The organism is Gardnerella sp. DNF01199S, assembly GCF_049244155.1.
Classification (GTDB): domain Bacteria; phylum Actinomycetota; class Actinomycetes; order Actinomycetales; family Bifidobacteriaceae; genus Bifidobacterium; species Bifidobacterium piotii.
On sequence record NZ_CP058380.1, the window covers coordinates 1,062,329 to 1,074,584 of the forward strand.

At 38.7% G+C, this 12,256-nt stretch carries 11 protein-coding genes; all 11 read right to left on the reverse strand.

The window, feature by feature from the left end; translation table 11 throughout:
- Positions 1–26: 26 nt before the first annotated feature.
- Positions 27–881 (reverse strand): methylenetetrahydrofolate reductase [NAD(P)H], encoded by an 855-nt coding sequence (gene metF / locus HXT45_RS04230; RefSeq protein ID WP_004133041.1) that lies wholly within the window; start codon positions 879–881, stop codon positions 27–29.
- A complete protein-coding gene (gene metE / locus HXT45_RS04235) occupies positions 878–3,214 on the reverse strand; it encodes a 5-methyltetrahydropteroyltriglutamate--homocysteine S-methyltransferase (RefSeq protein WP_421781352.1) in 2,337 nt (778 codons plus the stop codon). Before metE ends, metF begins: the two co-directional genes overlap by 4 nt.
- Positions 3,215–3,412: 198 nt before the next feature.
- Positions 3,413–3,970, reverse strand: coding sequence for a SixA phosphatase family protein (locus HXT45_RS04240; protein ID WP_004131024.1), 558 nt, complete (start codon positions 3,968–3,970; stop codon positions 3,413–3,415).
- A gap of 21 nt (positions 3,971–3,991) precedes the next feature.
- Complete coding sequence (locus tag HXT45_RS04245) at positions 3,992–5,092, reverse strand: tRNA (adenine-N1)-methyltransferase (protein WP_421781354.1); 1,101 nt, start codon at positions 5,090–5,092, stop codon at positions 3,992–3,994.
- A 36-nt stretch (positions 5,093–5,128) separates the two neighbouring features.
- Positions 5,129–6,193 carry a tRNA (adenosine(37)-N6)-threonylcarbamoyltransferase complex transferase subunit TsaD gene (gene tsaD / locus HXT45_RS04250; RefSeq protein ID WP_421781356.1) on the reverse strand — a complete coding sequence of 355 codons (1,065 nt, stop codon included), beginning with the start codon at positions 6,191–6,193 and terminating at the stop codon, positions 5,129–5,131.
- On the reverse strand, positions 6,186–6,803 hold the full coding sequence (gene rimI, locus HXT45_RS04255) for a ribosomal protein S18-alanine N-acetyltransferase (protein ID WP_421781358.1): 618 nt from the start codon (positions 6,801–6,803) through the stop codon (positions 6,186–6,188). Before rimI ends, tsaD begins: the two co-directional genes overlap by 8 nt.
- A gap of 20 nt (positions 6,804–6,823) precedes the next feature.
- A complete protein-coding gene (tsaB, locus tag HXT45_RS04260; RefSeq protein ID WP_421781360.1) occupies positions 6,824–7,627 on the reverse strand; it encodes a tRNA (adenosine(37)-N6)-threonylcarbamoyltransferase complex dimerization subunit type 1 TsaB in 804 nt (267 codons plus the stop codon).
- Between the two features lie 38 nt (positions 7,628–7,665).
- Positions 7,666–8,181: a tRNA (adenosine(37)-N6)-threonylcarbamoyltransferase complex ATPase subunit type 1 TsaE gene (gene tsaE, locus HXT45_RS04265; RefSeq protein WP_020758617.1), complete on the reverse strand. Its 516-nt coding sequence runs from the start codon at positions 8,179–8,181 to the stop codon at positions 7,666–7,668.
- A gap of 75 nt (positions 8,182–8,256) precedes the next feature.
- Positions 8,257–9,240: a DNA polymerase III subunit delta gene (gene holA, locus HXT45_RS04270; RefSeq protein WP_421781361.1), complete on the reverse strand. Its 984-nt coding sequence runs from the start codon at positions 9,238–9,240 to the stop codon at positions 8,257–8,259.
- A 191-nt stretch (positions 9,241–9,431) separates the two neighbouring features.
- Positions 9,432–11,249: a ComEC/Rec2 family competence protein gene (locus HXT45_RS04275; protein WP_421781363.1), complete on the reverse strand. Its 1,818-nt coding sequence runs from the start codon at positions 11,247–11,249 to the stop codon at positions 9,432–9,434.
- 51 nt (positions 11,250–11,300) lie between these two features.
- On the reverse strand, positions 11,301–12,203 hold the full coding sequence (locus tag HXT45_RS04280) for a ComEA family DNA-binding protein (protein WP_421781365.1): 903 nt from the start codon (positions 12,201–12,203) through the stop codon (positions 11,301–11,303).
- Positions 12,204–12,256 lie beyond the last annotated feature (53 nt).

Here is a 12,256-nt window from a genome sequence, read left to right on the forward strand (position 1 = left end):
GGCACCACAAGTACGATTTGCGCAATCTACACGATTTTAGTAAAAAGTGGCTTAACGTTTGACCAAATGCTTCTAGTAACGCCAGGACGATTCATTGTGTACAAGTGTATTCCGTCTACACCTTCCGCAACTAAATCGTTAATCTGTTGAGACGCAAATATGCTTCCAGCGTCTTGCAAAACTTCTGGGTTACTTCCCCATCGCTCAATCATTGCTAAAACTGGCTCACTCATTTTAGAAGAGCACATTTTTGTCATTCGCTTAACTTGATTTGCGTTTACAACTGGCATAACTCCAGCTTCAATAGGAACGTTAATGCCAGCTTTTCTAGCTAAATCCCTAAAATGCAAAAAGTCATCGTTATTGTAAAAAAGTTGCGAAATCAAGTAAGTTACTCCAGCATCCACTTTTCGCTTTAGATTATCGATGTCTTCTTGCAAAGTAGCAGCTTCTGGATGTTTTTCTGGGTAGCATGCACCCAAAATAGGCAAATCTGGTCGCTTTGAGCGAATATACGACACTAAATCGCTTGCGTGATTAAACACTCCAGCAGCATTCTGACTTTCAATAACGTCTCCGCGCAAAGCTAAAACACCACTAACGCCTGCCTTATCAAACATGTCTAAAGCTTCGTCAACATCGTCATAATCCAAGTATCTTGCTGTTAAGTGAGCAACAGTTTTAATACCATACTCCGATCGAATAGTGTTTGCGATCCTAGCAGTAGCAGTTCGATCCGAAGATTTTCCTGTTCCGTAAGTTACAGATATAAAATCTGGATCTAAACCCCTTAAGCCGTCTAAAGTGTCGTAAATCGTGCCTATTGGAGATGTTCTTTTAGGCGGAAACACCTCTAAAGAAAACTTTGGTTTGTACGTCATTTTAGACCGCCACCCAATTCGCTTCTAACTTTTTTAGCTGCAGAAACAAGATTTTGCAAGCTAACCCACGTTTCTGCATTGCCTCGAGTTTTTAAGCCACAATCTGGATTAATCCAAAGTTTGTTAGCTGGCATTTTGTGCAAAATCTCGTGAATCCTGTTAACAATTTCTTCTTCGCCAGGAACGCGAGGAGAGTGAATGTCGTAAACTCCAGGGCCCGCTTCTGTTTCAAAGTTCGCGTTATGAATAGCGTCCAAAACAACTAGATCTCCGCGCGAAGCTTCAAACGAAATAACGTCCGCGTCCATTGCATCAATGTCTCGAATAATGTCGTTAAACTCCGAGTAGCACATATGCGTGTGGATTTGCGTAGTAGCATCTACAGCAGAGTGCACAAGACGGAAAGATGCAATTGCCCAATCCAAATACTTCTTATGCCAATCAGAACGCCTAAGCGGAAGCTTTTCACGCAAAGCTGCCTCATCGATTTGAATTACGCGAATTCCAGCACGCTCCAAGTCCAAAACTTCATCTCGAATAGCAAGAGCAAGCTGCTGCGTTTGTTCTTCGTGCGTAATATCTTCTCGAGGCCAAGACCAGTTAAGAATCGTAACAGGCCCCGTTAGCATGCCTTTCATAACACGATTTGTGCGGCTTTGAGCATACGCACTCCACTCTACTGTGATTGGCTGCGCTCTAGAAACATCGCTCCAAACGATTGGAGGCTTTACGCATCGAGTTCCATAAGACTGCACCCAAGCGTTTTTTGTAAACTTAAATCCGTGCAAATGCTGGCCAAAGTATTCAACCATGTCGTTTCGCTCAAATTCGCCATGCACAAGAACGTCTAAGCCAATGCGCTCCTGATGTTCTATGCACTCGTCTATTTGCTTGGCAATAAAAGCGTTATATTCTTCTTTGCTGATTTCGCCTTTTCTAAAAAGCGCTCGAATTGACCTTATTTCTTTTGTTTGAGGGAAGGATCCGATAGTTGTTGTAGGTAAATCAGGCAATCCTAATGCTTCTTTTTGTAATTTTTGACGCTCCGCGCGAGATGGCTTTCGCTCAAAATCTTCTGTCTTAAGGCTTGCGATTCGCGATTTAACGTTTTCGTCTACCTTTACTCTAGACCCGTCAAATAATGCCTGATTTTGTGCTAATTCCTCGCTATTTTTAAGCTCATCATCATTCAAAACGCAAAGCTTAGCGATTTCGCTTACTTCCTTCAACTTTTCTACAGCAAACGCAAAATGCTTTAATACATCTTCGCCAAGCTCTTCTCCATCCGTACTAAATGGAACATGCAAAAGCGAGCATGCAGTAGAAACAGTTATGCGATTAGTAACATTTTTTTGCAAAGCGTCTAGCAAGCCAAGACTTTGTGCGTAGTCATTTTTCCAAATGTTTCTGCCGTTTACAACTCCTGCAAAAATAGTTGTTTTCTCGTTTACTCCATATTTTTGCAAAGCTTCAAGGTTTTCTTCTTTGCCTTCTACAAAATCTAAGCCAATCGCATCGAACGCTAAATCGTTTAGTGTTTTGTATGAGTCTAAAATATTGCCAAAATACGTGTTAAGCAAAATCTTAACGTTTTCAGCATTCTCTGTGCTTTCAAGTCTGCTTTGAAGAATCGGCTCATATAAATCGCTAAAAATCCTTAAATCGCCATCTTCTTTATCTAAGCACAAGTATGGTTCGTCAAATTGCAACCATTTTGCTCCAAGACTTGCAAATCGTTTTACAATATCGCAATATGCGTTTGCTAATGCTTCAATCGTTTCTTTGTTTGCTTCTAATTCTTGAGCTTGAGGATTGCGAGCAAGCTTTAAGAATGTGTATGGGCCAATCAGCACTGGCTTTGTTTCAATTCCTAGCGCTTTTGCTTCATTAAACTCGTCGAATGGTTTTGTTCCATCTAAATGCAAATTTTGCGGATTTTCTACTTCTGGAACAATGTAGTGGTAATTAGTTGTAAACCACTTCTTCATTGGAAGAGCTGTTACATCCCCTCTATCCCCTTGATATCCGCGCGCGATGGCAAAAAGCGTATCTTCTGCATTTTCAAACTCTAGATTCTTGTACCGTTCTGGCACTGCACCAAGCAGGATTGCTGTGTCTAGCATTTGATCATAGTAGCTAAAATCGTTGCTTGGTATAAGTTCTATTCCAGATTCTGCTTGAATTTTCCAATGCTTTTTGCGCAAATCTTTTGCAACTTGTCTTACTTCTTCTAGAGTTGCGTCTTTTTTCCAATAGCGTTCAATAATTTTTTTAAGCTCGCGATTTGCGCCGATTCGCGGGAATCCCTGTACGGATGTAAGAACAGTATGCATATATCCTCCAAATAATTAACAACCTGATTCAGCCTAGCAAACATTTGGCTTAATGAGGTCATTACCTATTTTGGGGTGTCGTTATAAGCTAAACTTATATGCAGATTTATGCATATGATTTATGCAGATTTATACAAATGATTCGCGTATATTTATGCAAATTTTATAAGGATTTTATGCAAATTTATGCGTATTTTACTACTCAAAATCCTTTGGACTTATAACACCCAATGCTTTTGCTCCGCGAAGTCCGCACGTTGCAAAAGGAGAGTCGGAAACTAGCACAACAATCGAAGCGTTAGAAAGCCCAAGTCTCATTGTTCCTAAAACGTCTGGGTCGGAATCTGGGGAAGAAAGCCATTGCGCAGCCATCGACATTGTTGGCTCATGGCCTATAATCATTGTTATTTTAGATTCACTCCTAATCTCACAAAGCTCATCCATTACAGATTGCATTCCGCCATCATATAAGCTTTTTCTTGATGCAACTATTGGCGAATCTCCAAACTTTTTAAGCATTTTATGCATTGTTTGCTCTGTGCGATTTGCACTTGAACAAACAATATAATCTGGAACAAGCTTTAAAGATTTCAATCCTTTTGCCATGATTTTTGCTTGTTTTATGCCTTTATCGCTAAGGTCTCTTCCCCAATCATCTCCCATTGTTGGCGGCACCGCTTTTGCGTGGCGCATTAGTAGCAGCACATATTTTGCATGCTTTACTTTTTTAACGATTTTTTTAATTGACGCCGCCATTTTAATCTCCTCAGTCTTCAGTTAAGCCTTATTAGGCTTTGGATTTGAGTTAGGCAATTGTGCGATTTGCAAATCTAAATCTCTAAGGACTTTTCTAAGTTTTCTATCAGATATATCTCTAAGAGACAAGTCTTCTAGCTGTTCTGCGCGCTCTTCGGTAGTTAAATCATCAATATCGCTAACAGTATCTTTTGTAGCACGCTCGCGCTTTTTTAGTGCATTAAATCCTTGAGCCATTGCGCGCGAAATAACCAAAAAACCAGTATGACCTATCATTGCGTGATCTGGTCTAACTGCTAAATCTTGAGCTTTCCAAGTTCTTTCTAACGTTTCTTGAATCTCTGGCTCTGTCCAAACTCCCGAAGCTCGCAAACTTTGTGCCATTCTAGACATTTGCGTTGTTGTTGTTACGTACGCAACTAATACGCCACCTGGAGCAATAACCCTATAAGCTTGTTCAAGCCTATTCCAAGGGTCAAGCATATCTAGCATAATGCGATCAAAATAGCCTTCTGGAAGAGACTTTGCTACTGTGTCAAAATCTCCAGTTAAAAGATTCCACCATTTTGGTTTTTCGCCATAATAAATCGTTGCATTTAGTTGCGCTATTCTAGCAAAATCAGGCCTAAGCTCTATTGTTGTAAGCTCGCCACTTTGACCAACAGCGTCTAAAAGACTTAAGCTCATTGCACCAGAGCCTGCTCCCGACTCTAAAACGCGCATTCCAGAGCGAATATCTCCTAAAGAAATCACTTGTGCAATATCTTTTGGATACATTATTTGAGCACCTCTTGGCATAGATAAAACGTAATCTGCTAATCGCGGACGCATAACTACATAATCCCATCCGCCTATTGCGCGCGCCGCCATCCAAGGCTTGTTTGATTCTTTAGATGCGTCAAGTTGCTTATTACTGCGCTCAAAATCACGTTTTGTGCTAACTGTTGTTACTACAACGCCTTGAGTTTTGCCAATAACATCGTCGTGCAAAATAATGCCATGCTCGGTTTGTGTAACTCCGCCTTTAACAAGCTGTGCTGTGATTCGCTTGCCTTTTCTATCGGTGAATTGGATTTTTTCACCAACTTGCAAAACTCCTCTACGCGCATAGCTTTCGTACACAAAACACCTCGCTTATTTTTAGAACGACTTTTACTATTATAAGCTAACGGTTGTAAGTGGCATTGCTGAATCGATTGCAAAATCTGGAGCAGATGGACGAACGCCTGCTTCTACCAAATTCACGCCAAGCATTGCCACCATTGCTCCGTTATCTGTGCAAAGCTTAAGCTGCGGCAAGCGAACTTCGATTCCGTGCTCTTTGCCTTGCTCTAAAAGATGCTCTCTAAGTTGCGAGTTTGCAGAGAATCCGCCACCAATCAGCAAAGTTTTAGAACCGTATTGCTCGCAGCCCATCATAGCTTTGCGAGAAAGAACATCTGCAACAGAGTTTGCTAAAGACGCACAAACGTCGTCAACTGGTATTTCTAAGCCTTGTGCTTGGCGAGCTTCCACCCAACGCGCAACAGCAGTTTTGACACCCGAAAAACTAAAGTCGTAAGGATGCTCTTTGCCAGAACGACCTTGCGTAAGTCCTTGCGGAACCTTCAACGTATTTGGATTTCCAAGGCGCCCGTGCCTATCAATATGCGGACCTCCTGGATAAGGGAATCCAAGCAATCTAGCTACTTTATCAAAGCACTCGCCAGCTGCATCATCTAATGTTGTTCCAACAACGTCTATGCTGCGCGCAATATCGTTCACGTGAAGAAGTGAAGTGTGTCCGCCAGAAACAATTAAAGCAAGAACGTCTTTAGGCACGTCTCCGAATTGCAATTGCGTTACTGCAATGTGTCCAATAACGTGGTTTATTCCATAAATCGGCTTTTTTGCAGCACTGGCTAGTGCTTTAGCGCCAGAAACACCAACAGCTAAGCATCCTGCTAATCCCGGTCCTGCGCTTACTGCTATAGCATCAATATCGCTTAAATCCATATTTGCATCTGCTAATGCTTTTGATACAACTGGCACAAATGCTTCTGCATGCGCGCGCGATGCGATTTCTGGTATAACACCGCCGTAGCGCGCATGTTCTTGCATTGAGGATGCTACAACGTTAGAAACTAATGTTCTTCCTTTAACGATTGCGGCTGCTGTTTCGTCGCAAGTTGATTCAATGCCTAAAACTATTGGCTCGCTTGTTTTATTCATTGTTTCACTCATTGTTTTCCTCACTTTTAGCACTGTTATAAGCTTCGCTAGATTCTTCTAAGTTTTTTGAGTTTTCTAAATTTTCTAAGTCGTCTAAGTTGTTTAAGCCTTCCATTTGCGCACACATTGTATATGCGTCTATTCCTTCTGGCATATAGTATCTTTTTCGTAATCCCATTTTTGTAAAACCGAATTTTTCATACAGTTTTAACGCTGGATTGTTATTTACTTTAACTTCTAAAAGCATTCGTTTTGCGCCGATTGATTTTGCATTTTCGATCATAGTTTTTAGAAGATTGCTTGCGATTCCTCGCTTTTGATACTCTTTTGCAACACCTATTGTCATTATTTGAGCGTCGTCACCATCAAACCAAAATCCTGCATACCCAGCTACCGTATTTGTGTTTAGATCAACATCTGCATAATACGCGCGCATCGGTGCTTGTAACTCTTGCAAAATCATGTTCTTGTTCCAGCATCCTGGTCCAAACAAGTCTGCTTCGATTTTTGCAATTTGAGAAACTATTGCTTCATATTTTGCACAATCAATTTTCTCTATAGCTCTGCTTTTACTATTTGATACACAAGCTGGATATTTTGAGCGAGTTATGTATACAATCATATGCGTACTTCGCTTGAATCCTATTTTTCCGCTACTTCTGCCACTTTTGTAGCAGCGCCAGACCCTAAAACATGCTTCAACGGGTTTGGAACAGATACGTCTGGTCTTCTTAAATAAAGCGGTTCAATAACGTCTTTTTGACTTGCGCACAGCTTAAATATCTCTAATCCTTTTACGCCTAAATCAAGAGCGCTCACTTCGGTAATTAAGCATATATTCTCGATTTTCTTCCAATCTTCAGCGTATTTTTTAGCACCATGACCTGCAACGCAAACGCAATAATCGCAAATATTATTTGATTCAAAATATTGATTTACTCTATCAACAATATTTGCAGGATAATCAATATCCATTTCTATTACTTCGCAACCACTATCGTCGTATAAACTCATATAAACTTGGCGTCTTCTAGCGTCATTTAGCGAAAGAACATACGTGTGTTTAGCTACGCAAGATTCATTATTTTCGACTATTTCGCTATTAGAGATAACGCCATTTTTAAGCGATTCTTCAAAAGCTCCAGAACGAATCATTAAACTTTGTGGAAGCAAGCTGTCGCATCCTAGAATCTTTGCGTTATTCGCAAAAGCAATCGCCTTAGCAGCAACTAGTCCAGCTCGTAAACCAGTAAAAGGAGCAGGGCCTACTCCAACTACAATCTCATCTATTTGATTAAGCTCTAGTCCAGCATTTTTTACAGCAGAATCAATGTTTACTTGCAATCTTTCAACATGAGTGCGAGAATCCGTTTCTATTATCGGATTATGCCCCACAACTCCAACTGTTGAACCGTACGACGTGTCTATAATCAGCGTATTGCTCATTTTCATTCCTTAAATTGACTAACCAATTTAGCTTACTCTTAATCAAGAATTTTTAAGCGATCACACCAGTCTCCCCCAACTGGAACAAGCGTTACAACGCGATTTCCTTCGCTCGTAAACTCATTTGATTCGCTTTTATCAATCGGCCTATCAATATGAACTTCAAGACGAACATTTGCAAGAACGCCTGCCATTTGCTCTCCCCATTCCATAAGCACAACAGTTCCATCTCCTGGCTCTTCCAAAGCTTCGTCTAATCCAAGTGATTCAAGCTCATCTAAAAGCCTAGAAACAGTGTCTTGCCCTGGAGCGTAATCTTTTCCACCAAGCCTGTACGCGTCTACATGAATAAGATTTGCCACTTTTCCGTTAGAAAACGTGCCTTTAAGCTCTCTAGCAATAGTAAAAGTTGGGGAAACTATTGGCTCTTTTATTGCTAAGCCTTTACCAAATCCTTTAGCAAACGTTGTCTTTCCAGCACCAAGAGGGCCAGAAAGCAAAATAACGTCTGTTTCATGCACTATTTTTGCGATTGATTCTCCAAGATCTTGCATACACGAATCACTTGGAATCACAAGCTTTTTAATATTATGATTTTCCAAAATCGCACACTTTCGACTTAATTTAATTTAACGACCACGCAAAGCAATCATGCTAATGCATTTTTCTAAAGCGTAATCAGCATCGCTTGTTCCGCCTTTGCATTGCTCATCGGCCCATGCTAAACACATAAAACACTTACGAATCCCATTCTCACTCCACCCACCTAAATCTCTCATAGCCATTTTTAACGCCCACGGGTTCACTTTTGCTTGAGCATTAGAAATTTCTCCGTTTTTAACTGCTATAGCTTTTGCGATTATGCGCATTTTTACAGCCAAAGCTCCAATCAACGCTATAGGGTCAACGCCTTGCAAAACCGCTCTTCTTGCAGCAAGAATAGCTTGACCCGCGTTTCCTTGTGCAGCTTTATCTGCCACAAAAAATCCAGTTACTTGCGGATCCGATATTAAGTATTGGTCAACTATTTTTAGCGTTATTGGGTTATCTTCAAAATCAAAACAAAGCTGAGAACAAAGAGCTGCCAACTGGTCAGTTTTCCCGCCTAAAACCTCTACAATGCGCGCAGCGGCTGCAGGCTCCACTGTGCGATTTTGTCTTTCAAAAAGACTTAGCATAAAATTCAATCTTGCATCATCTTTTTTAAGATCTGGAACAGTTATTTTATTTGCTCCAGCTTTTTCTAGCTTTGTAACTATTGACTTTCCTTTAACGCCACCTTCGTGTCGTGCAATAACCCAGCAATCGTTTTCATTAGATTTTACATTAGATTTAGATTTACTAGCGCAAAACTCTATTATCGCTTCAACTAAATCTTCATTAGCTTGCTCAAGATTATTAATAACAACAATTGTTCCACTAGAAAAAAGTGATGGACCTGTGGCAGTTACAAAAGCATATTTATCGGCATTCAAAGCGTCTAAATTTACAACATCTGCATCTGGGTATGAGCCTAATATGCGCGTTTTTAAGTCGCGAGCGTTCAAATCATTCAAATACGCATCCCCACCAACTACAATCGTAAGTGGCGCAAAGTTCTTTAACGTTTGCATACGTACCCCTTAATGCTAATGTTTTGCAACTTAATGCTAATGTCTTGCAAGTTAGCTAATCAAATCTACCATTAATTCGATTATTTTTAGCTATTTAACACATCTAATAATTGTACAAACTATACAAAACTTAAGATGATTGACTATAAATTGACTATAAAAATTGCTCAAAATCATCACTTGCACAAAAATCATTCAAAAAGTTCAACCGAATCATCTACAAGATGCTTAAAGCGATTTGACTTTGCTTGAGCGTAAATCTTAAACGAATTATAAAATTCTTTATTTTTAAGATACTTATTAATAAAAAATGCACACAAAAATACGCTAAATTCAACCGACCACGCAAGCCACGCACCTAATGGCCCTGAAACCCATGGAATAACTCCGATTTGTAAATCTCCAAGATTCCAAGCACAATTTGCCATAATGTTTGTTCCAATAGAAGAAATATTAGCGAAAAATAGCGCAATCGAGTAATTCCAGCACGCGCAAACAAGTGACAAAAGCCCAAAAATCGTTGCAAAATCAACAAAAGGAGCAACAAGTAAGTTCGCTATAATAGATATAAAAGAAACTTGAGGTTGCATTAATATTTGCACAGGAAGTGTAAAACATTGAGCACACAATGTAATACTTAATGCGCTTGCAATACTAGACGGCATATATCTTAAAAAGATTCTTCTTAAAGGCATTCCACAAACAATTATTCCAAAAGTTGCACACGCAGAAAGCGCAAACGCATAATCCCACGCAAACTTAGGGCAAACAAATAAAACACCTATAACAGTTAAGCTTAATGCGCTAGCCGATTGATACGCTCTAGAAAGTAAAAATGCGATTGAACAAATAATGCCCATTATAAGTGCGCGTAAAACCGAAGCAGATGGGTAAACAATAAGTGCTAAAGAAACATTTCCCAGTATTTCCAGAAACGCACACACCCATTTTGGAGCAAGAAAATATAAGCAAACTTTACGAATCATTGCTGCAACAAGCAAAAAGTGGCCTCCAGAAACTGCCATTAAATGCATTATTCCCGAAATCTTAAATCTTTGCTTCATTGTATTCGCATAAGAGCTGTCAATTTGACTACTTTTGTCTTCATCGTCATTGCTTAAATGCTCTTGACCTAAAAGCCCTACAGTAAGGCCAGGAACAAGCATTTGACCCTGCTCACTCAAATTGCCTGTAACTTTGTAAAATTCTTTATAAAGATTGTTTAGAGCACTTGTTAAAAACCCAGATTTTTCAATCACTTTTAAGGAATTGACTTGATTTTTGCTCGATTTATCTTCATTGCTAAACTTAGATTTATCTTTTTTACTAGCTTTAGGAATTTGAATTTCTACATTATTTGCTCCAAATTTTGAGATACCAATCTTTGCAAAACTGCTAATCGTATAGCCATAATTAATTGCTTTACAATCTGGATTAAAAGCGTAGAGTTTTGCGCTTGCAAAACTCACATGTTTTTGCACAACATGATTTTTATCTTCTGTTTCAACACTTTTAACACTTACATTAGCTACACAATCTCCTCTAAAAGAAGGAGATGTTCTTAAGGGAGACGTTATTTTCATAACCACTTTAGCGCTTTTAGAATCGAGCCTTTTATTACCATCATAGCTTTGAGCGCTTCTAGCACTTTCGCTTTTAATAACAGAAAAAACAGGATCTAGCTCTTCTAAGCATTGCGTAATAGAACAAATCATAAATGAAGCTAAAAATGCGCACATAATCGCATAAAAAGTTTGCTTGTATTTGATTATTCCTAAGCGTCTCAAAAATTTAGATTTAAGCACACCATTAAAAAATGATTCATTAGAGAATGAAACATAAAAGCACAGAATAGCAAACGCAAAAGTGGCAAATATTGTATACGCTAAAACTTGATTACTTTTGCATATAAATCTTGCATACAAGCATCCAAACCACATTGCAAAAGCAATTGGAACAAGTCTAAAATCCTTGTTTCCATTTTCAAAATTCCAATAAAATTCTTCCATTTTACGCCTTAAACAACAAAGTTATAAAATAAACCTATAGATAAGCGATTCTTAACCAACACAAATCATCGATTTAATCTTTGCAAAAGTTTTGGGACCAATCCCGTTGACTTGCATCAAATCTTCAACACGATTAAAAACGCGAACTTTTTTACGCATGTCTAATATTCTTTGAGCCATTTTTGGCCCTATGCCTTTTATTGCTTGTAATTCTTCCGATCCAGCACTATTTATATTTATGCATTCACTTTTATTTTGAATATTTTTGCTTCTATTTTGACTATATTCACTCTTATTTTTTTCAATCAAATCTTGATTTTTGCTAACACTTTCAACGCTTTCTTCATCTTTTTTTAACTCACTTTTATGATTAGCGTTCACTTTTGATTCGCTTTTTGATTCGCCTTTTGATTCATCCTTGCCATCATCTTTAGCATCATCTTTAGCATCATCTTTAGCATCATCTTTAGCATCATCTTTAGCATCTGACTTATTGTAAAAATCAACTTGCTTATTAGAATGATCTTTTGATTTTGCGCTAGCGTTATATGCATAAACCTTGCTATACGTTGCATATTGACTCATTAACATTGTTAAACTACAAGATAAGCAAACAACTAAAATCAGCATTATTGCTAAAACATGAGCAGGCTTTATAGCCAATCTAACATGATTCTTCACTCTTGCTTCGTTGCGCTTATTAAAATCATCAACTTTTAATGAAGAACTATTAGCATTAGTAGCAAGGTCTTTCAAAGCGAGCGCACGTTCTTTAGTTTCGCTATCTAAAACACAAGTTTTATAGTCTAAAATATTCAAATCATCTTTTGTATGCTGTAAATCTTTAGCTTCTCTATAAGAATCACTAATATCGCTGATTTCTTCACTAACATAATTGTTCAAGCCACTAATCGCATCAAGCCTTTCCAAAACATTACGACTCGTTTTATGCACCTTTAACCACCTCCTTTTGTTATTTAATAATCATTCATAAAAAAAAGATGCTT

What these genes read in the sequence shown, in the direction of transcription:
- holA (WP_421781361.1), bottom strand. Translation starts at nt 9,240, where the DNA reads ATGCAAACGTTAAAGAACTTTGCGCCACTTACGATTGTAGTTGGTGGG.
- tsaE (WP_020758617.1), bottom strand. Translation starts at nt 8,181, where the DNA reads ATGCAAGATCTTGGAGAATCAATCGCAAAAATAGTGCATGAAACAGAC.
- tsaB (WP_421781360.1), bottom strand. Translation starts at nt 7,627, where the DNA reads ATGAGCAATACGCTGATTATAGACACGTCGTACGGTTCAACAGTTGGA.
- rimI (WP_421781358.1), bottom strand. Translation starts at nt 6,803, where the DNA reads ATGATTGTATACATAACTCGCTCAAAATATCCAGCTTGTGTATCAAAT.
- metE (WP_421781352.1), bottom strand. Translation starts at nt 3,214, where the DNA reads ATGCATACTGTTCTTACATCCGTACAGGGATTCCCGCGAATCGGCGCA.
- HXT45_RS04240 (WP_004131024.1), bottom strand. Translation starts at nt 3,970, where the DNA reads ATGGCGGCGTCAATTAAAAAAATCGTTAAAAAAGTAAAGCATGCAAAA.
- metF (WP_004133041.1), bottom strand. Translation starts at nt 881, where the DNA reads ATGACGTACAAACCAAAGTTTTCTTTAGAGGTGTTTCCGCCTAAAAGA.
- HXT45_RS04275 (WP_421781363.1), bottom strand. Translation starts at nt 11,249, where the DNA reads ATGGAAGAATTTTATTGGAATTTTGAAAATGGAAACAAGGATTTTAGA.
- tsaD (WP_421781356.1), bottom strand. Translation starts at nt 6,193, where the DNA reads ATGAGTGAAACAATGAATAAAACAAGCGAGCCAATAGTTTTAGGCATT.